Origin of the sequence: Azospirillum rugosum (assembly GCF_017876155.1) — a bacterium.
Classification (GTDB): domain Bacteria; phylum Pseudomonadota; class Alphaproteobacteria; order Azospirillales; family Azospirillaceae; genus Azospirillum; species Azospirillum rugosum.
Genome location: NZ_JAGINP010000012.1, coordinates 146957 through 165485, shown reverse-complemented (window position 1 = coordinate 165485; position 18529 = coordinate 146957). Strand labels below are relative to the sequence as shown.

The 18529-nt window shown below is 69.7% G+C and carries 19 protein-coding genes and 1 tRNA gene; 18 read left to right on the top strand and 2 right to left on the bottom strand.

Translation table 11 applies throughout. From position 1 onward, the window contains the following. Positions 1 to 93: 93 nt before the first annotated feature. Entirely contained in the window at positions 94 to 882 is a 789-nt protein-coding gene (locus J2851_RS17635; protein WP_209767697.1) for a cell wall hydrolase, read from the bottom strand. Positions 883 to 1185: 303 nt separating this feature from the next. Here J2851_RS17635 and J2851_RS17630 point away from each other — a divergent pair, with 303 nt between their 5' ends. The 16 genes from J2851_RS17630 to J2851_RS17555 all read left to right on the top strand — a co-directional run bounded on the left by J2851_RS17630 (position 1186) and on the right by J2851_RS17555 (position 14857). Then, positions 1186 to 2058, top strand: a complete 873-nt coding sequence (locus J2851_RS17630) for a tetratricopeptide repeat protein (protein ID WP_209767696.1) — start codon at positions 1186 to 1188, stop codon at positions 2056 to 2058. A gap of 82 nt (positions 2059 to 2140) precedes the next feature. Continuing rightward, positions 2141 to 2770: a hypothetical protein gene (locus J2851_RS17625; RefSeq protein ID WP_209767695.1), complete on the top strand. Its 630-nt coding sequence runs from the start codon at positions 2141 to 2143 to the stop codon at positions 2768 to 2770. Between the two features lie 214 nt (positions 2771 to 2984). Continuing rightward, a complete protein-coding gene (locus tag J2851_RS17620; protein ID WP_209767694.1) occupies positions 2985 to 4391 on the top strand; it encodes a type II and III secretion system protein family protein in 1407 nt (468 codons plus the stop codon). A 9-nt stretch (positions 4392 to 4400) separates the two neighbouring features. After that, positions 4401 to 4661: a hypothetical protein gene (locus tag J2851_RS17615; protein ID WP_209767693.1), complete on the top strand. Its 261-nt coding sequence runs from the start codon at positions 4401 to 4403 to the stop codon at positions 4659 to 4661. A 438-nt stretch (positions 4662 to 5099) separates the two neighbouring features. Beyond that, positions 5100 to 5303, top strand: a complete 204-nt coding sequence (locus tag J2851_RS17610; RefSeq protein ID WP_209767692.1) for a Flp family type IVb pilin — start codon at positions 5100 to 5102, stop codon at positions 5301 to 5303. 63 nt (positions 5304 to 5366) lie between these two features. Further along, positions 5367 to 5570 (top strand): Flp family type IVb pilin, encoded by a 204-nt coding sequence (locus tag J2851_RS17605; protein ID WP_209767691.1) that lies wholly within the window; start codon positions 5367 to 5369, stop codon positions 5568 to 5570. Positions 5571 to 5652: 82 nt separating this feature from the next. Continuing rightward, complete coding sequence (gene cpaB / locus J2851_RS17600) at positions 5653 to 6588, top strand: Flp pilus assembly protein CpaB (protein ID WP_209767690.1); 936 nt, start codon at positions 5653 to 5655, stop codon at positions 6586 to 6588. A 45-nt stretch (positions 6589 to 6633) separates the two neighbouring features. Next, a complete protein-coding gene (locus J2851_RS17595) occupies positions 6634 to 8169 on the top strand; it encodes a pilus assembly protein TadG-related protein (RefSeq protein WP_209767689.1) in 1536 nt (511 codons plus the stop codon). Positions 8170 to 8173: 4 nt separating this feature from the next. Beyond that, positions 8174 to 8644, top strand: coding sequence for a TadE/TadG family type IV pilus assembly protein (locus tag J2851_RS17590; RefSeq protein ID WP_209767688.1), 471 nt, complete (start codon positions 8174 to 8176; stop codon positions 8642 to 8644). 10 nt (positions 8645 to 8654) lie between these two features. After that, a complete protein-coding gene (locus J2851_RS17585) occupies positions 8655 to 9221 on the top strand; it encodes a TadE/TadG family type IV pilus assembly protein (protein ID WP_209767687.1) in 567 nt (188 codons plus the stop codon). 40 nt (positions 9222 to 9261) lie between these two features. Next, positions 9262 to 10485 (top strand): CpaE/TadZ family protein, encoded by a 1224-nt coding sequence (locus J2851_RS17580; protein WP_209767686.1) that lies wholly within the window; start codon positions 9262 to 9264, stop codon positions 10483 to 10485. 26 nt (positions 10486 to 10511) lie between these two features. Then, a complete protein-coding gene (locus tag J2851_RS17575) occupies positions 10512 to 11906 on the top strand; it encodes a TadA family conjugal transfer-associated ATPase (RefSeq protein ID WP_209767685.1) in 1395 nt (464 codons plus the stop codon). A 179-nt stretch (positions 11907 to 12085) separates the two neighbouring features. Then, positions 12086 to 13054: a type II secretion system F family protein gene (locus tag J2851_RS17570; protein WP_209767684.1), complete on the top strand. Its 969-nt coding sequence runs from the start codon at positions 12086 to 12088 to the stop codon at positions 13052 to 13054. 19 nt (positions 13055 to 13073) lie between these two features. After that, positions 13074 to 14081 carry a type II secretion system F family protein gene (locus tag J2851_RS17565; protein ID WP_209767683.1) on the top strand — a complete coding sequence of 336 codons (1008 nt, stop codon included), beginning with the start codon at positions 13074 to 13076 and terminating at the stop codon, positions 14079 to 14081. Positions 14082 to 14119: 38 nt separating this feature from the next. Then, positions 14120 to 14605 (top strand): A24 family peptidase, encoded by a 486-nt coding sequence (locus J2851_RS17560; RefSeq protein ID WP_209767682.1) that lies wholly within the window; start codon positions 14120 to 14122, stop codon positions 14603 to 14605. Positions 14606 to 14623: 18 nt separating this feature from the next. Then, positions 14624 to 14857, top strand: coding sequence for a hypothetical protein (locus J2851_RS17555; protein WP_209767681.1), 234 nt, complete (start codon positions 14624 to 14626; stop codon positions 14855 to 14857). A 73-nt stretch (positions 14858 to 14930) separates the two neighbouring features. Here the strand turns inward: J2851_RS17555 and J2851_RS17550 are convergent, their stop codons facing one another. Then, on the bottom strand, positions 14931 to 15971 hold the full coding sequence (locus J2851_RS17550; RefSeq protein ID WP_209767680.1) for a purine-nucleoside phosphorylase: 1041 nt from the start codon (positions 15969 to 15971) through the stop codon (positions 14931 to 14933). A gap of 173 nt (positions 15972 to 16144) precedes the next feature. Between J2851_RS17550 and J2851_RS17545 the strand changes: the two genes are divergently transcribed. Next, positions 16145 to 18214 carry an MASE1 domain-containing protein gene (locus tag J2851_RS17545; protein ID WP_209767679.1) on the top strand — a complete coding sequence of 690 codons (2070 nt, stop codon included), beginning with the start codon at positions 16145 to 16147 and terminating at the stop codon, positions 18212 to 18214. A 76-nt stretch (positions 18215 to 18290) separates the two neighbouring features. Next, positions 18291 to 18366, top strand: a tRNA-Trp gene (locus J2851_RS17540). The last annotated feature ends 163 nt before the right edge of the window (positions 18367 to 18529 follow it).

Here is an 18529-nt window from a genome sequence, read left to right as displayed (position 1 = left end):
GGCGCTCGGCATCGCGTCCCACACGCCGGAATGGATTGGAGTTCCCGTTTGAGCGGCTCCCCGCCGATCAACGGGTTGGGGTCGGGGGTGGTGCTACAGCCCCTCGCGCCGCACGCGGACCACCCAACTGCGGGAGCCCTGGTAGACCTTGGCCTCGGCCATCGCGCCGCCGCCGTCGCGCGACAGGCTGATCAGCTTCGCACCGCGGCGGACCGCACCGAGGGCCGGATGCCCCGCCAGGTCGGCGTCGTGAACGCCGTCGCGATCCACCGGACCGGCCATGCGGAGCGGCTCTCCCACCGCCACTTTCCCGGAGCGGCCGGACACGAGCGTCAGGCCCGGCGCGTCCTTCGTCCGGGCGTAGAACAGGTGGTTGCCGATCCGCGTGACGAGGCGCAGGCCGGCGTCGCCGCTCCAGTCCGGGGTTACGCTGTCCGCGTGGAAATAGAGCGCGCCCAGGCTGGGGTCGGGCATCGATGCCACAGGGGCGGGAGCGAGGGTCGCCATCGCGCGGGCGGCGAGGCTTTTCGCCTTGTCCCAGGCGGCCGGCTCCGTCACGCGGTCGGACCGGTCGTCGAGCGTCCAGGAAAACTGCGCGACCGTCCGGCCGGTCCGGTAGTCGCGCCCCTTCTCCCACACGACCTCGCAGATGGATTTCGGAAAGTCCGCCGTCCGCAGCCGGTTGAGCGTCACCATGGCGACGGCGAGTTGCCCCTGCTCCGGCTGGTCGCGGGACTCGTGGTAGATGTTGCAGGCAAGGCAGGTCAGTTCGTCCTGGCGGCGGGCTGCGCAATCGACGCCTTGGAACGGGTCGGCGCTGGCCGTGCCGGGCGCGGCGAGAAGCGCCAGCCATGCAATGCCGATCCACGATCCCCGCCGCATGCGCTCCATGGCCTCCCTGCCGGTGTTCGTCGCGAACCCGGTGGCACTTTAGGAACGGTCGGTCGCATTTGTCGCGGATTCAATTGTTCTAGGATGGGACGCCGACCGCTGCACATTGGGAGTAGATCGTTGTCTGGCGCTACCCTTTTCGGTGAGGCGAACTGATCCTGTTTTGCCGAATTGACCCCTTTGCGCGTGCCTGGTCATCGTTTTGGTGGAACTTCAGGCGCGTATTCAGCCAGCGGGAGCATCTCTATGACAGCGTGGGCTACGGCGGGGCGAGGTCTGGTTCGGACGATCGGCATGACGGCGGCCACCGCGGGCGCGCTGCTGCTGGTGGGATGCGCGGGGCTGACGGGGTCGGATTCGTCGGGCGCCGTCATGCTGCGGCACACCCCGCCGGAACGCGTCCAGGGCCTGCTCGCCCAAGCCGAAAGCGACCTGCGCGACGGCCGCTTCCAGAACGCGCTGACCGGCTTTTCGACGGTGACTCAGACGGAGCCGGAGAACCGGCGCGCGCGCGTCGGCATGGCGGAGGCCTATCTGGCGAGCGGCAACGCGGAACTCGCGCTGAAAGGCTTCGACGGCCTGCTGGCGGAAACGCCGGACGAGGCGACCCTTCTGCAAGGCCGCGGCATCGCGCTTGCCCAGCAAGGCAAGGCGGACGCGGCGGAAGGGCCGCTCGCCGCCGCGGTGGCGGCCGACCCTTCGCTCTGGCGAAGCTGGAACGCGCTGGGCCGCGTCCACGACCTCCAGCAGGCGTGGGACCGCGCCGACGCCGCCTACCGGCGCGCGCTGGCGATCAATCCGTCCGCCGCCGCGGTCTACAACAATCTCGGCTATTCGCTGCTTCTGCGCGGGCGGTACGCGGAGGCGGCGACGCAGTTCGATCTGGCGCTGCGCCACGAGCCAGGCATGCCCGCCGCCCAGGACAACCTGGCCTTCGCGAACGCCCTGATGGGCCAGTACGACCGCGCGCTGGCGGCGGTCCCGGCGGAGCGCGCGCCGACCGCGCTGAACAACGTGGGCTTCGCCGCCCTGGCGCGCGGCGACTACGGCACGGCGGAGGGCTACCTGATCCGGGCGGTGCAGGACAGTTCCCGCCATTTCGGCACGGCCAACGAAAACCTGCGCTGGCTGACCTACCTCCGCAAGAACGGCCCGGACGCTCGCTGATTACACCCGGCGGGCTCCGCGCCGCTGCGCCCATCCGCGCGTTGTACGGGAACGGGGGCACCGTTTCCGGAACAGGGCGCGGATGGGCAGGCGCACATCGACGCTGGGCAGGCTGACCGCCGGCTGCATCGCGGCCGGCCTGCTGCTGTGCGGCCGTCCCGCTGGGGCGGAGGGACGCGCCGACATCATCGACATCCATGGCCTGCGCCTGGAAACGCCCGGCCCGCTTCACCCCGGCGTCCGCGACGGGACTCTCGCCCGCGCCGGGCGAGTCGCCGCAGCCGAAGCCTGGCGCCGCCGCTATCCCAACGTCCGGCCGCCGCACCTGTCCGACCGCCTGATCGCCGAGGCGGTCCGCCACATCGACCTGATCGACGAGACGATCGCCGCCGACGGCTACGCGGCCACGCTCGACGTCGCCGTCGCGATCGACGTTCTGCGGAGGGCCGCGGGATTGCCCGCCCCGGCGCCCACACCGGCGCCCACCATCATCACGGCGTCCGGCGCGGGCGTGCCCGCGGATGTGGCGCCGGCGCTCCCGCCCGCGGGCATCGGGACCGGCCCGCGCTGGCTGCACATCGGGCCGCCGGCATCGGACAGCCCGGGCGTCGCCGTCGTCGCGTCCCCACTGCCGATCGGCCGCTTCGTCGGCACCGGCCGCCGGCATCCCGGCCTCCATTGCCTCTCCGCGACGGGCTGCACGGGCGATTGAGCCCTTCTGCATAGCCATCGGACGTTCGACAATCCCCGCCTACCCCGCCGCGGCGGCGGATCCGGGTAATGGCTGATCACGTTCGTCTAGCTGTTTGAGCGCACCCCGATCGGTCACATTTACTTCGAAATCTAAGCTTTATGTGTACACCAATAATTCACGCAGACTCTGCGTGCACATTTTCTTCGGAAATCCTGGGTTGAGGGGGATAACCGTGAAACCTGTCTCCGCGATCTTTCTGTCCGCGCTTGCCCTGTCCGGCGGCTTCGCCGGCGAACTCTCGGCACAGACCGCGGTTCGCGTGGAATCCGCCGCCGCCCAGGTCTCGGGCGAAGTGCAGCTTCCCTTGAACAAGTCGCGGGTCATCCGCGTCGACCGCCCGGTGACGGACGTTCTGGTCGGCAACCCGCAAGTCGCCGACGTGATGGCCCTGTCCGACCGGTCGATCTATGTCCTGGGCAAAAGCCTCGGCTCCACGAACATCGTCCTCTACGGCGCCAACCGGTCGCTGATCTCGCTGATGGACGTGACGGTCACGCCCGACCTTCCCACCCTGCGGCAGCGGCTGCACGAGCTGATGCCGAACGAGCGCGTGGAGGTGCGCGGGGCCAACGACGCAGTGGTGCTGAGCGGCACGGTGTCCAACGGCGAGTTGATGAAGCGGGCCGTCGCGGTGGCGGAGAACTTCGCGCCCGGCAAGGTCACCAACATGCTGGGCATGGCCGGCGGGCAGCAGGTGATGCTGGCCGTGCGCTTCGCCGAGGTGAAGCGGAACCTGGCCAAGCAGCTGGGGCTGAACACCAACATCCTGGTCGGCCGGGGCAACGACCAGCTGGCCTTCCGGTCCGGCTCCGTCCCCAACCTGACGCCCTTCGCCGCGGCGGCGGGGATGCTGAACTGGGGCAGCGTCAGCATCGATCTGCTGCTCGACGCGCTGGAGCAGAAGGGCATCGTGAAGACGCTGGCGGAGCCGAACCTGATCGCCATGTCCGGCGAAACGGCCAGCTTCCTGGCCGGTGGCGAGTTCCCGATCCCGGTCGGGACGAACTACCAGAACGGCACCAACTTCATCACCATCGAATTCAAGCAGTTCGGCGTGAAGCTGGCCTTCACCCCGACTGTGCTGGGCAATGGGACGATCAACCTGCTGGTGGAGCCGGAGGTCAGCGCCATCGACAAGACCAACGCCGTCGTCCTTTCCGGCACCGTTATTCCCGGCCTGACCACCCGGCGGGCGCGCACCACCGTCGACCTGCGGCACGGAGAAAGCTTCGCCATCGCCGGCCTGATCCAGAGCAACTTCACCGACGGCGTCAACCAGGTTCCGGGCCTGGGCGACATCCCCGTCCTGGGCGCCCTGCTCCGCAGCAGCTCGTTCCAGCAGCAGGAGACGGAGCTGGTCATCATCGTGACGCCCTATCTCGTGCGGCCGGCCCTGGCCGGGCAGCTGCGCCTGCCGACGGACAATTTCACCCCGCCGCAGGAGATGGACCTGTTCCTGAAGGGCCGGGTCGAGGGGGCACGCCCCGGTCCCGCCGCTGCGGCGTCCACCGCAGCCCCCACGGCTGCCATGCCCGCCGGTGCCGGCCTGGCCGGCGATGTCGGCTACGTCCTGCGCTGAGGTGACACCATGAAAAGCCTTCTTGCCCTGTCCGCGGCAGCCCTGGTCGTAACCGGCTGTTCGTCGGAAATCCCCATCACCGGGTCGACTGGTCTGGGCGAAGCCGTGCGCGCCAACATGGCCGCGCAGATCGTGCCGGTCCCGCCCTCGCCGCAGGCCGGAATGCCCATCGAGGTGCCGGCGCAGCGGACCACGCTCGCCATCGAACGCTACATGAAGGGCGAGGTGACGCCGCTGCGCACCGAATCCGCCAACTCCAAAAGGCAGTAACCCCCGCCAAATCGGCACTTTACGTACCGGCCGTCGGTCACATTGTGACCGACGGCCTTTTACTTTGTGCGCCGCGCTTTTTATTGGTGTCCGCAATAGCATCATTGACACTCAAAGATTGCCTCGCGCAGGCCCGGCGACCACGCCGCGATTTGCACCAGAGATGGACCAATCCCAACAACTGGTTGCGCAGCAATGCTTTTTCCTCTTGCTTTCTGCGTTCGTACACAATGCTTCGGTCCCTAAGGGTTAATCATCGGACCGAATTTCCGGATCCATTCGCGTCACTCCTCTGCAAAGGAGTGAACCGATTGAATTCTGGAACGAGTCTTCCGTGATGTCGCGCCTTTCAGTAATTCGAAATAAATTCTAATTCACCGGGGCGGTGAAGCCTTGGCGATCCCCGAAAAATCCATACTCGATCAGGAGATAGAAGACATGAACAAGGTCATTGCAAATATCCACTCCTCCTTCGCCCGTTTCGCCCGTGACGAGCGCGGCACCCAGCTGGTCGAAACGGCGGTGTGGATCGGCCTGATCACCGCGCTGGTCGTCGGCACGGTCACCGCCATCGGGACCGACGTGCAGAACGCCCTGACCACCGTGTCCAACGCCTTCAACCCGGCCGCTCCCGCCCCGTGACGAACTGAAACCGCAACCGCACGGCAATAACACCCATCAGACGTTTAACAGGAGACAGAAGTCATGAATAAGTTCGTGAACACGATCAACGCGTCGATCGTTCGCTTCGTTGCCGACGAGCGCGGCACGCAGCTGGTCGAAACGGCGGTGTGGATCGGCCTGATCACGGCGCTGGTCGTCGGCACGGTCACCGCCATCGGCACCGACGTGCAGAACGCCCTGACCACCGTGTCCAACGCCTTCAACCCGGCCGCTCCCGCCCCGTGATGATGTGAGATGGTCGCCGCGTGGCGACGGCATTCCCACCGTCGCCACCGCTTCCTTCCGATCTTGAAATCCCGGAGGTCCCATGAGACAGCGTGCGCTGCTCATGCTCGCTCTCGCCTGCGTGACGGGCGGGACAGCGGTTTATCTTGCGCGGAACTGGATCGCGCGGCAGGCCCAGCCGCAGATCGCCACGCTTCCGGCCGTGCCGCCCGCGGCCATGACCACCGTCGTGGTTGCCAAAATCCCCCTGAAGTTCGGCGACGAGCTGAGCCGCGAAAGCCTGCGCGAAATCGCCTGGCCGGCCGACGCGACACCGGATGGGTCTTTCAAGACCATGGACGAACTGCTGAGCGGCGAGCGCCGCGTGGCGTTGCGCGACATGGGGCCGAACGAAGTGGTGCTGAAGGCCCGCGTTTCGGGCTTCGGCGGCAAGGCGACGCTCTCGGCGGTGATCGGCGAGGGCATGCGGGCGGCGACGATCCGCGTCAACGACGTGCTGGGCGTTGCCGGCTTCGTGCTGCCCGGCGACATGGTCGACGTGGTGTTCACCCGGCCGGAGGATCCGACCCCCGGCGTCCAGTCCCCCCCGATGACCGACATTCTCCTGCAGAGCGTCAAGGTGCTGGCGGTTGACCAGACCACCGGCGACAAGGACAAGCCGATCCCGGCCAAGGCCGTGACGCTGGAGGTTACGGCGAACGACGCGCAGCGCTTGGCGCTGGCCGGCCAGATGGGCAGCCTTGGCCTTGCGCTCCGCCAGACGGGCGGCGTCCAGCCGGTCGCGGCCGACACCATCCGTGTCGGCAATCTCGTGAACCACGGGCCGGAGCCCATGCCGCTCCCCATCGCCGCCGACCCGCCCACGGTGCAGCCGATCCTCCCTGCGCAGGCGAACGTCCGCATCGTGCGCGCCCTGGAGGAGTCGATGCAGGAGGTCCCGTCGGATCGCCCGAACGCTCCCAAGGCTGGCTCGCAACGGACCGAGCGGGGCCGCGAAAACCGCGTCGCCGCCCGCTGACCCGGGTCCAGAGTCCACGTCACGCCTGACGCCGAGGAGGTTGCCATGACCCACGCTCGACGATCCCCCGGGGATTCCCGCCGTCCGCGGCGCGCGCTCGCCCGGAACGAGGACGGAAGCGTCCTGCCGTACTTCGCGGTGCTGGCCGCCGTCCTCGTCGGTTCGGTCGGCCTGTCGGTGGACGTCGGACGCATGGTCGGCACCAACACGGAGGCCAAGTCGGCCGCCGACGCCGCGGCGCTCAGCGCCGCCGCGATCCTCGCCTCGGCCATCCGCACGCCCGGCCAGGACGCCGCCAGCATCCGGACGGCGGTGGCAAACGCCGCCTCGTCCATCGCGGTGAACCGCCAGACCTTTGCGTCGGCGGCCGGGGGCGCGTCGGCGTCGACCGGCGGCGCGGTGCAGGTGACCAGGGTGCGCATGCTGACCGGCCTGCCGGAGCAGAACGGCGGCTCATCCTCCACCCCGATCAGCGCCGCCTACGAGACGACCGACCCCTGGCAGGCCCGCTTCGTCGAGGTCACGACGGAATCGCTGACCACCACCTCCATGTTCGCCCCGGTGGTGGGTGCGGCGAGCACCAGCCAGACCAACGCGGTCGCCGTGGCCGGCGTGACCCAGGTGGTGTGCCGCATCCCGCCGGTCTGGATCTGCAACCCGGCCGACAACGGAACGACGACCAACCCCATCTTCGACGGGTCCACGTGGCGCGGGCGCGAGGCGCTGCTGAAGGCGTCGGGCGCCAACGCCTCCTGGACGCCGGGCAACTTCGGGCTGCTCGACGCACCCGCGGGACAGGGGGCCAGCGCGGTCGCCGACCTTCTGGCCTCCGTCGCGCCGAACGCCTGCTTCAAGTCGGAGGGAGTCGACCTGCGGCCGGGCGGGGCCAGCTCCGTCCGCACCGCCTTCAACACGCGCTTCGACATGTACGAGGCGCCCTTCTTCAACGGGACTGCCAAGACCGACCCCAGCTATCGCCCCGCCGTGAACGTGACCAAGGGCTACATCCAGGCGAGCGGCGGCGGGGGCAAGGGGAAGGGAAGCGGCGGCGGGGGTGGCGGCGGGAACGCGTGCAACCTCACCGCCTCGTCCCCGCCGACCGCCATGGGCCTGCCGCGCGACAAGGACCTCACGACCTCCAACCGCTTCGGCAACGGCCAGTGGGACTGCCCGTCCTATTGGGCGGTCAACCACCCCGGCCAGACCGCCCCGGCCAACTGCACCAACCCGTCGGGGATGACCCGGTACGAGATGTACCGCTACGAAATCGACAACAACATGATTCCGAACAACGGCGCCGGGCGCGAGAACGGGAATCCCGCCTGCTACAGCAACGCCGGCACTCCGCCGAGCGACAGCCCCGACCGCCGCGTCATCTACTTCGCCATCGTCAACTGCTCGCAGCACGCGCTGAACGGCAACCGCGACGACGTGCCGGTCGCCGCCTTCGGCAAGGCCTTCCTGCCCGAACCCGTGGTGAACAAGGGCGGCGACGACGAGGTGGTGGTCGAGTTCATCGACGTCGTGAAGGTCGGGGCCGACGACGGCGTGCTCCACGAAATCGTCCAGCTCTACCGGTGATCCGATGCGCCCCCTGCCCTGTCTCGTCAAGGATTGCCGCGGTTCGGCGTTGCTGGAAGCGGCCATCGTCCTGCCCGTGGTGATGAGCCTGGCCTTCGGCCTGGCGGAGCTGGGCCGGGCCCTGCACCACCAGCATGTCCTGACCAAGACCGTGCGGGACTCCGCCCGCTACCTCGCCCGCGTCTCCCTGGCCTGCCCGGCGACCGGGGATGCCAACTGGGCGAACGCGCAGAGCGCGGCGACGACCCTGGCGCTGACCGGACAGGTCGGCGGCACCACGCCGCTGGTCGGCTACTGGACGGCCGCCGCCTTCACCGTCGGCGCGCCGGCCTGCCAGACGATCATGGGGCGCCCGGTGCAGGTGATGACCGTCACCGGATCGGTCGACTACCAGAGCATGGGCTTCCTCTCCCTGCTGAACCTGCCGCCACTGCGGCTCCAGGCCAGCCACCAGGAAATCCACATCGGTGAATGAGGAGCGACGGATGAAACCCTCTCTGCTCCGCCGGCTGGGCATTGATGCCCGCGGGTCCGCCATGGTCGAGATGGCGCTGGTCTTCCCGCTGCTGCTGACCCTGACCTTCGCGATCCTGGAGTTCGGCAACGCCTTCTACCAGTGGCTGATCGCCGAGAAGGCGACGGAGATGGGCGTGCGCTTCGCCGTGACCGCCCCCATCGTCGCGACCGGCCTGTCCGACTGCGGCGTCGCCACCACGGCCACCGCCGGCACGCCCTGCCGCCTGGTCGCCGGATCGGCCGGCTGGAGCACGACCTGCACGTCGGGCAGCGGCACCGGCTGCGACGCCACGGCCTTCACGGCCATCGTTGCCCGGATGCAGGCGATCTACCCGCGCATCACCGCCGCCAACGTGACCGTCCGGTACAGCGGCACCGGGCTGGGCTTCGTCGGCCGGGGCTCCCCGGTCCCGAACGTCACCGTGTCGCTCAGCAACCTGACCTTCGACTTCGTCGTGCTCAACGGCCTGCTCGGCCTCGGCCCCATCGCCATGCCGGATTTCCGGGCCACGCTGACCGGCGAAGACCTGTCCTGATCACGCCTTTCAATCGGGCTTTCCAACGGGTGGTACGATCATGAGCCGTCGCATCAACACGCTTGCCCTCCTGCGCACCGCCGCCTGCGCCGACGAGCTGCGATCCGCCTTCGACAAGGCCGACGCCGGCCGCCTCGACCTGCGCATGGCCGACGCTGAGCCCTTTAGCGTCCCGGCCGGTTTCGACGTCCTGCTGGCCGAGCTGCCGTCCGACGCGGCCGATGCAGTGAACGCGCTCGGCGCCCTGCTGCACGGCACGGCGCAGGGGCGCCCGGTGATCGCCATCGTCCGCGAGGCGACGATTCCGCTGGTGCGCGAACTGATGCGGACCGGCGCGCTGGACGTGCTGCCGCGCCCGGTCGCCGTCGGCGACCTCGTCAACGCGCTGTCCCACGCCCGCGCCCAGGCCGCCGCCGACGCACGGCCGGAGGGCCGCGTGATCACGATCATGCGCAGCTGCGGCGGCATCGGCGCCACCACGCTGGCGGTCCAGGCGGCGCTGTCGCTGATCGACCAGGCGCCCGGCCCCGCTGGGGGGAAGAAGGCGCGCGTCTGCCTGGTCGATTTCGACCTGCAGACCGGCAACGCCGCCCTGTCGCTGGACCTGAGCGGCGCGGCCGGCCTGACCCAGATCCTGGATGCGCCGGCCCGCCTCGACGCCGCCTTTCTGGCGTCGGCGATGGCCCGCCATCCCTCCGGCCTGGATGTCCTGGCCGCCCCGTCGGAGATCGTGCCCTTCGACACGCTGACCCCCGACATGGCGGCGCGCATCCTGGCGCTGCTGCGCGAGCGGTACGACGTCGTCGTGGTGGACATGCCGCACGCCTGGACCGCCTGGACGTCCCCGGTGCTGGCCGGGTCCGCGCTGGTGGCGCTGTTGCTGCGGCTCGACGTCACCGGCCTGCTGCGCACCCAGGCGCACCTGAAGCTGATGGCGGAGGAGCAGCTGGACGACGTGCCGCGCCTGCTGGTCGCCGGGCAGACGGAGTCCGGCTCCGCGCTGAAACAAAGTTTGAAGGACGCGCAGGCGGCGCTGGGCCAGCCCATTGACGCCTGCATCCGCGCCGACGCGAAGGCTGCCTTCGCGGCGCGCGAAGCCGGCCGCCCGCTGGCCGAGGCCACCCCCGGCAGCGTCATCGTCAAGGACGTCCGCGCCTTCACGGCGCTGGCGCTCGCCACGCTCTTCCCGGCCCCCCAGGTGACGGAGGCGCCGCGGTCGGCGCTCCGCCGGCTGCTCTCCCTCGCGCCGCTCGGCGCCCGCTGACACATTCGAACGAAAGAGGTCGAGCCATGTTCGGTCGCTTCCGCGGCGGTGCCGCCGCCCTCGTCGAGCCTGCGCCCACGGCGGAACCCCGGCCCGCCCCCGCCCCGGAGCCCACCGCCCCGGCGCGTCCCGTCAGCTTCGAGGACAGCGAGCGCTACATCGACCTGAAGGTCAGCCTGCACCGCAAGCTGATCGACGTCATCAACCTCGCAGCACTCGACAAGATGGAGCGCGACGACATCGCCCGCGAGGTCAACGAGATCCTCGGCGACCTGCTGGCCGACGAGCAGATCGCGCTGAACGCCGGGGAGCGCAGCCGCCTGACCCGCGACATCATCGACGAGCTTCTGGGGCTCGGGCCCCTGGAGCCGCTGCTGAAGGACCCGACGGTGTCGGACATCCTGGTCAACACCCACGCCCAGGTCTTCATCGAGCGGCGCGGCACGCTGGAGCTGTCCAGCGTGAAGTTCCGGGACGAGCGGCACCTGCGCCGCATCATCGACCGCATCGTCGCCGCGGTCGGCCGCCGGGTGGACGAATCCCAGCCGATGGTGGACGCCCGCCTGCCCGACGGGTCCCGCGTCAATGCGGTGGTGCCGCCGGTGGCCATCGACGGGTCCATCGTGTCGATCCGCAAATTCTCCAGGACGCCGCTCGGCGTCGACCGGCTGGTCGCCACCGGTTCCATCACGCCGGAGATCGCGCAGGTGCTGCGCGCGGTCGTGAAGTCGCGGCTGAACGTGCTGATCTCCGGCGGCACCGGCACCGGCAAGACGACGATGCTGAACGCCCTGTCCAGCTTCATCGACGAGCGGGAGCGCGTCGTCACCATCGAGGACGCGGCGGAGCTTCAGCTCCAGCAGGCCCACGTCGTGCGGCTGGAGACCCGCCCCGCCAACATCGAGGGCCGCGGCGAGATCGCCCAGCGGGAGCTGGTGAAGAACGCGCTGCGCATGCGCCCCGACCGCATCATCCTCGGCGAGTGCCGGGCGGGCGAGGCCTTCGACATGCTGCAGGCCATGAACACCGGCCACGACGGGTCGATGACCACCATCCACGCCAACACCTGCCGCGATGCGCTCGGCCGCCTGGAGCAGCTGATCGGCATGACCGGGATGAACCTGCCGCCGCGCTCCATGCGCGCGCAGATCGCGTCGGCCATCCACGTCATCGTGCAGATCCGCCGCTTCTCCGACGGCCGCCGGCGGCTGGTCAGCCTCAGCGAGATCACCGGCATGGAGGGCGAGATCGTCACCATGCAGGAGATCTTCCGGTTCGACCAGCACGGTGTCGACGCGGACGGCACCGTGCGCGGCGCCCACATCGCCACCGGCGTGCGGCCCCGCTTCTTCGAGCACGCCGCCGCCTGCGGCCTGGAATTGCCGAGCCGCCTGTTCGCCCCGAACCACACGCTGGGGTGAGTGATGAGTGGTCGCGTTGGGCCCCCACCCTAACCCTCCCCCATCTTCGACGGGGGAGGGAACTCCGCCCCTCCCGCGCTCAACTCCTCCCCCCGCGAAGTGGGGGGAGGTTGGGAGGGGGGCCCAGCGCGACCACTCCCCAGACCAGCACCGCCGCACAGCACCAAAGGAAGCGCACCATGGGATTCACCGACATCGAGTACGCCTACATCCTGCTGTTCGTGTCGGGGCTGCTGCTCGTCGAAGGGCTGTATCACCTCGCCGTCGACGTGCGGCGGGGGGAGAATGGCGGGCGGAACCGACGCATGCGGCTGCTCGCCGCCGGGGCCGCGGGCGACGCGGCGCTGAACCGGCTGCGCCGGGCGGAGACCGACCGGCTGTCCGCCGCCATCATCCGCGTCCTGCCCGTCACCGAACGGCTGATCCGGGAATCCGGCCTCACCATCTCCGTCCGCCGCCTCGCCGCGATCTGCGTGAGTCTGGTGGTGCTGGCGCTGCTCGCCCTGCGCTTCGCCGCCGGGCTCCCCCCGCTGCCGTCGCTGCTGGGCGCGCTGGCGGTGGGCATCGGCGGGCCAATGCTGGCGCTGACGGTGCGCGGGCGCCTGCGCATCGCGAAGATCGTGCTGCAATTCCCGGAGGCGCTGGAGATGATGGTGCGCTGCCTGAAGGCCGGCCATCCCATCAACAGCGCCATCGGCATGATCGCCACGGAGATGCCCGACCCCATCGGCACGGAGTTCGGGCTGGTGGTGGACGAGATGACCTACGGGCTCGACCTGCACAGCGCGCTGGTGAACCTTGCGGTGCGCGTGCCGAACCCGGACCTGCGCTACTTCGTCGTCACCGTGCAGATCCAGCACAACACCGGCGGCAACCTGGGGGAGGCGCTGGGCAACCTCGCCACCGTCATCCGCGACCGCTTCGCCATGAAGGCGAAGGTGAAGGCGCTGACCTCCCAGGGCCGCTCCTCGGCCTTCATCATCGGGCTGATGCCGTTGGTGTCCGCCGCGCTGATCAACGTGGTCAACAAGGGGTATTTCGGCGACGTCATGACCGACCCCCTGTTCATGCCGGGCATGGTGGTCGCCGGCGTGCTGATGGCCATCGGCCATCTGATCATCCACCGCCTCGTGAATTTCCGAATCTGAGAGCGGAGGCACGCCGGCCATGCCCGACTCCCACCTGTTCGACTCCCGTCTGTTCGACGTCTTCAACGACCTGCGCTACGCCTTCGTGGACGAGCGGGCGCTGATCCTGGGCGCCGTGTTCCTGTCGGTCTTCCTGGCGGTGCTGGCCGCCGCGGCCGCCCTGCGCCGTCCCGACGCGGCCACGGCGCGGATGCGCGCCCTGGCCATCCGCGGCCGGACCGGCGCCACGCTGCGCCACGGCCTGGACGGCGAGGGCACGCGCGACCTGATCCGCAAGCTGGAGCGCACGCTGGTCCCGACCGACGGGCGCAAGCGCAGCTATGCCCAGCAGCGGCTGGTGCAGGCCGGCTACTACCACCCGCGGGCGCTGCCGGTCTATTACGCGCTGCGCTGCGCGCTGGCGCTGGGATTGCCGGTGCTGGCGCTGGCGGCTTGGCCGCTGCTCGGCGGCTCCATGTCCGTGCGGACCATGTATTTCGTGGGGGTGGGGGCCGCAGCGCTGGGCTTCTTCGGGCCGGCGGTCTTCCTGTCCCAGCGCGTGGAGATCCGCCAGAAGGCGGTGCGGGAGGCCTTCCCCGACACGCTGGACATGCTGCTGGTCTGCGTCGAGGCGGGGCTGGGACTCAACGCCGCCATCGCCCGCGTCGCGTCCGAGCTGAAGGACGCCCACCCGCTGCTGAGCGAGCATTTCCTGATCCTGGGCCTGGAGATGCAGGCGGGCATCGCCCGCGACGCCGCGCTGCGCAACCTGGGCGCCCGCATCGGGCTGGACGAGGTGAACGCGCTGGTGACCCTGCTGGTCCAGGCCGACAGCATGGGCGTCAGCATCGCCCAGACCCTGCGCGTCTACGCCGCCGACATGCGGCGCAAGCGCCTCGTGAAGGCGGAGGAGCACGCCAACAAGCTGCCCGTCCACATGGTGCTGCCGCTGGCCGCCTTCATCATGCCGTCCTTCCTGATCGTCATCTGCATCCCGACGGTCATCCGCGTGCTGCGCGTCCTGCTGCCGGCCCTGTCGGGCCACTGACCGCCCCCCAAGCCACACCAACGGCCATGAGCGTTCCCATGATCGACCCTTTCGTCGCCGTCGCCGGATGCCTGCTGCTGGTCGCCGCCACGTGGGACGTCGCACGTTTCCGGATCCCGAACCTGCTCTGCGCCGCGCTGGCCGGGCTGTTCGCGCTGCGCGCCGTGGTGCTGCCGGATGCGGCGGAGGAGATGCGGCACCTCCTGCCGGCCGGCATCGTCTTCGCCGTCACCGCCCTGCTGTTCGCACGGGGGCTGATCGGCGGCGGCGACGTGAAGCTGCTGGCCGCCGCAACGCTCTGGGTGCCCCCGGCCGCGGTGCTGCCGCAGATGGTGGCGGTGAGCACCACCGGCGCCCTGCTGGCCGTGGGTGTCGCGGCGCTGCGGTGGATCGTCCGGCGCGCCCTGCCCGTGCCTGCGGGCGGCGAGGCGGCGCTTCCGGAGGTTCTGCGCGACGGCGCGCCCCTGCCCTACGGCGTCGCCATCGCCGCCGGAACCCTTCTCCACCTGCCCTGGACCCTGTGACGGCGTATGGAGGCGACCATGGACCGCTCTGTTACCTGGGCCGTCGATTTCTCGACCGGCGTCGCGACGTCGGAAGCCGGCCTCGTGCAGTTCGATGGAGGGCCCAAGGACTACCGCGTCGTCCGGGCGCGTCTGCTGCCGTCCTTCGCCGGGGCCAAGGTGCGCCTGTGCCACGACGCGCTGCACGCCATCCGCGGCGCTTGGGCCGCCCAGGCGCTGGAACGCAGCTGCCGTCTGCGCAGCCCTTATTGAGATGGCCCCCGGTCCCCGCATTCCGCATCTCGCGGGGACCGGTCCTTCTGGAGCAGAAGAAGCGATCAGGCCCTTACTGCGCCGGCAGCGCCGGGACGCCCGCCTGCCACTGGTCCCAATGGGCGACGATGTGGTCGGCCATCCGCGACCCGACCAGAGCCACATTCTCCACCGTCTCGGCGAAGCCGCCGGCCGTCTCGCCCGGCTTGGGGTCCAGGTGCTGGAGCGTGGTCTCGTTGGGGTTGCCCTGGTCGAAGTTCACCGCCCCGCGCAGGCTCATCACCCGGTCGGAGCCCTGGAGGCGCTTGATCACCAGCGTGATCGCCGCCGCTTCCATCTCGGTGATCACGTAGTCGTCGGCGCCGTAGAGCTTGGCAATGTACTGCGCCTGGGCCGACATGCCCGGCCCGTGGAAGAAGGTGTCGCCGGTCATGTGCGTGCCGGTGCCCACGAAAGGAGCACGCTGCGCGGCATCCTGCGGATAACGCAGGCGGTAGGCGCGGGCGCTGTCGCTGTCCTTCAGCGGGGTGTCGGCGGTCAGCCGCATCGCCCAGGACACCAGCGCCGGGTTCAGCTGGAACAGGCGCACGGACTCATAGCCCTTGCGCGGCATGAAGGTCGGCTCGCCCGGCTTGTTCTCCTCCGGCGCCCAGCGGTGGCCGAGGTCGTAGTCGACCAGCCAGGTCGCCCAGTTCACCTCCCCGATCGTGCCGCGCGACGGCGGGGTGCCGGCCACGCCGGAAATGATGAAATAGGCCTGCGACAGGTCGAGCTGCGGGTTCAGCAGGATCGCCTGCATGGAGGCCGAGGAGCTGACCTTGCCCATGCCCAGCACCGCCCCGCAGACACCGTCCGCGTTGCAATAGACGGGGTTCAGCGCGCCCTTGACGGTGATCGGCTCCGCCTTCTGCCAATAGCGCTCGTACCAGTTCTGGAACTCGCCCGCCCGGTCGCCCGTGTTCTTGCCGATCTCGAACATGGCGCCGACGAACACCTTCACCTTGACCGGCTCGGCCGCCGTTGCGACCGTGGCGGCCGCGGTCGCGCCCAGCAGCACCATGGCCGACAGGGCGGCGGCCGCGCCGCGGACCACGGCGCGCGATAGAATCGACATTGCTCAACTCCAACATACACAGATATGCGTCAAAATGACGCAAATGGCATGCCAGCGCCTGCGCAAAGTTGGCAGATCCGCCCCTAGTCCAAGGGGGGTGCGGACACATTTCGCGCCACGCCTGTTGCATATGTCCGTATGACTGATTGTTTCCTAAAGGACGTGGTGACGCCATGGCTCGGCTCGCCTTGCCCAGCTTCGTCCACAGCATGAACGGTGAGGGCCGGCATGGCGTGGTGCTGATCGTCGCCACGGCGGCCTATGTCGCCCTGGCGACGGTCGGCCTCTCGATGGAGATGCCGGCTCCCTTCGTCACGCCCGTCTGGCCGGCCAGCGGATTCGCGCTCGGCCTGCTGGTCGGGTATGGACCGGTCTATTGGCCGGTGGCCGCCGGCGGTTCGCTGGTGACGTGCCTGTGGTGGGGGATGCCGTTGCCCGGCAGCCTGGGCATGGCCATGGCCGCGACCGTGGAGGCGGTGCTCGGCTGGTACCTCCTGACGCGCGTGGTGCCCATCCGGCGCCCGCTGGACCGCCTGCGCGACGTGGCGTGGTTCGTGATCCTCGGCTCCAAGGCGGCGACGCTGGTCGGCGCGGCCCTGACCACCATCGTGCTGTGCGTGGCCGGTGTCATGCCCTGGGCCGATTTCTGGACCAACGGCCTGCTGATCTGGCTGGGGCACGCGCTGGGCGTCATCGTGGTCGGCACGCTGGTGACCATCTCGTCCGAACAGGCCGATGGCGGCCTGTCCGCCAGGCGCTGGGGCGAGGCCGCGCTGATCGGCGTGCTGCTCCTTCTGGCGACGGCGCTGGTCTTCGCCTCGCCCCTGCGGTTCGAGACGTATTTTCCCAAATGGACCTACCTGGTGTTTCCCTTCGTCCTCTGGGCGGCGGCGCGGCTTGGCACGCCAGGTGCCGCGGCGGCCTGCCTGCTGGTCGCGGCGGTGGCGGTCGCCGGGACGGAACGCGGGCTCGGCCCGTTCGGCGCGAATCCCCCGCCATTGGGCATCCTGTCCCTGCAAGCCTTCATCGCCGTGCTCGCCCTGTCCGGCCTGACCCTGGGCGCCAGCGTGGAGGAGCGGGAGGAGGCGCGGCGCGCGGCCGACCACGCGCGGCGCGTCGCCGAGGCCGCCAACCAGTCGAAAAGCCTGTTCCTCGCCTCGGCCAGCCACGACCTGCGCCAGCCGCTGAACGCGCTGTCCCTGTTCCACGGCGTCCTGTCGGCGCGGCCCCACGGCCTGGAGGAAGCCACCCTGCTCGGCAAGATGCGCGACGCGCTGGACGCGCTGGTGGAGATGTTCAACGGCCTGCTCGACGTGTCGAAGCTGGAACTCGGCGTGACGGAGGTGGTGCACGGCACCTTCCCCCTGCAAAGCGTGTTCGACCGGCTCGAATCCGAATACACCGGCGTCGCCGAGGGCAAGGGCGTGGCCCTTCGGGTGGTCCCCTGCAGCCTGGTGGTCCGGTCGGAGCCGGTGCTGCTCGAACGCATCCTGCGCAACTTCGTCGCCAACGCCATCATCCACGCCCCCATCACTCGCACACAGGGCGGAAGGGTCCTGATCGGCGCGCGGCGCTGGCGGGACCAGCTGCGCATCGACGTGATCGACAACGGCGTCGGCTTCGACCCGGAGCTGAAGGACCGTCTGTTCGACGAGCTGTACCAGATCGGCAACCCGGAACGGCGGCGGGCCAAGGGGCACGGCCTGGGCCTCGCCATCGTCAAGAAGGCGGCGGGCCTGCTCGGCCATCCGCTGGACGTCGCGTCCGTCCCCGGCCGCGGCGCGCGCTTTTCCATCCTGGTGCCGGTCGCCGGCCGCACGCGCAAGCGCCGGGCGATGGCGGCGAAGCGCGTGCAGGATGTGCCGGCCCTGAACTGCACCGTGCTGGTGGTGGAGGACGCCCCCGGCGTGATGAGCGCCATGGAGACGGCACTGACCAGCCTCGGCTGCACCGTCCTGGAAGCCGGCTGCGGCCGGTCCGCCCTGGACCTGCTGGAGGACGGCCTCCGGCCGGATGTGGTCATCGCCGACTACCGCCTTCCGGGCGACCTGGACGGCATCGAGACGGTGGCGCGAATCCGCCGGCTCATCGGGCCGGTGCCGGCCTGCGTGATCTCCGGCGACGTCGCCAAGCCGATCCGCGACCAGGCGACGCGCGAGGTCGGGGCCTTCTTCAGCAAGCCGATCCGCCCCAACGAACTGCACAAGTTCCTGGAACGGGCCTGCGCCGGGAACTGTGATTGAAAAAGCCAACCGCAAATTTTTCTGGCGGGCGGCGCCGAAATCGCCTACAAGCGCCTTCCCGCCGACAGGCGGCGACAGGAGTGTAGCTCAATTGGTAGAGCACCGGTCTCCAAAACCGGGGGTTGGGGGTTCGAGCCCCTCCACTCCTGCCATGTCGCCCGCCGCCCCCTGACGGGCTTTCCCTTTTTCAAGACGTTCACCTGACCGGCGAGCCATATCGACGCCATACTGGGGTGTCGCACCGGGCCCCCTCCCCAATCTTCCCCCTCCCCGCAATTCCCCGCCCCCTCCATTGGCGGCGGGCGGAGATGACCC

Coding starts and splice junctions, on each gene's coding strand:
- J2851_RS17635 (WP_209767697.1), bottom strand. CDS start 882: ATGCGGCGGGGATCGTGGATCGGCATTGCATGGCTGGCGCTTCTCGCC.
- J2851_RS17630 (WP_209767696.1), top strand. CDS start 1,186: ATGACGGCGGCCACCGCGGGCGCGCTGCTGCTGGTGGGATGCGCGGGG.
- J2851_RS17625 (WP_209767695.1), top strand. CDS start 2,141: ATGGGCAGGCGCACATCGACGCTGGGCAGGCTGACCGCCGGCTGCATC.
- J2851_RS17615 (WP_209767693.1), top strand. CDS start 4,401: ATGAAAAGCCTTCTTGCCCTGTCCGCGGCAGCCCTGGTCGTAACCGGC.
- J2851_RS17610 (WP_209767692.1), top strand. CDS start 5,100: ATGAACAAGGTCATTGCAAATATCCACTCCTCCTTCGCCCGTTTCGCC.
- J2851_RS17605 (WP_209767691.1), top strand. CDS start 5,367: ATGAATAAGTTCGTGAACACGATCAACGCGTCGATCGTTCGCTTCGTT.
- cpaB (WP_209767690.1), top strand. CDS start 5,653: ATGAGACAGCGTGCGCTGCTCATGCTCGCTCTCGCCTGCGTGACGGGC.
- J2851_RS17595 (WP_209767689.1), top strand. CDS start 6,634: ATGACCCACGCTCGACGATCCCCCGGGGATTCCCGCCGTCCGCGGCGC.
- J2851_RS17590 (WP_209767688.1), top strand. CDS start 8,174: ATGCGCCCCCTGCCCTGTCTCGTCAAGGATTGCCGCGGTTCGGCGTTG.
- J2851_RS17585 (WP_209767687.1), top strand. CDS start 8,655: ATGAAACCCTCTCTGCTCCGCCGGCTGGGCATTGATGCCCGCGGGTCC.
- J2851_RS17580 (WP_209767686.1), top strand. CDS start 9,262: ATGAGCCGTCGCATCAACACGCTTGCCCTCCTGCGCACCGCCGCCTGC.
- J2851_RS17575 (WP_209767685.1), top strand. CDS start 10,512: ATGTTCGGTCGCTTCCGCGGCGGTGCCGCCGCCCTCGTCGAGCCTGCG.
- J2851_RS17570 (WP_209767684.1), top strand. CDS start 12,086: ATGGGATTCACCGACATCGAGTACGCCTACATCCTGCTGTTCGTGTCG.
- J2851_RS17565 (WP_209767683.1), top strand. CDS start 13,074: ATGCCCGACTCCCACCTGTTCGACTCCCGTCTGTTCGACGTCTTCAAC.
- J2851_RS17560 (WP_209767682.1), top strand. CDS start 14,120: ATGATCGACCCTTTCGTCGCCGTCGCCGGATGCCTGCTGCTGGTCGCC.
- J2851_RS17555 (WP_209767681.1), top strand. CDS start 14,624: ATGGACCGCTCTGTTACCTGGGCCGTCGATTTCTCGACCGGCGTCGCG.
- J2851_RS17550 (WP_209767680.1), bottom strand. CDS start 15,971: ATGTCGATTCTATCGCGCGCCGTGGTCCGCGGCGCGGCCGCCGCCCTG.
- J2851_RS17545 (WP_209767679.1), top strand. CDS start 16,145: ATGGCTCGGCTCGCCTTGCCCAGCTTCGTCCACAGCATGAACGGTGAG.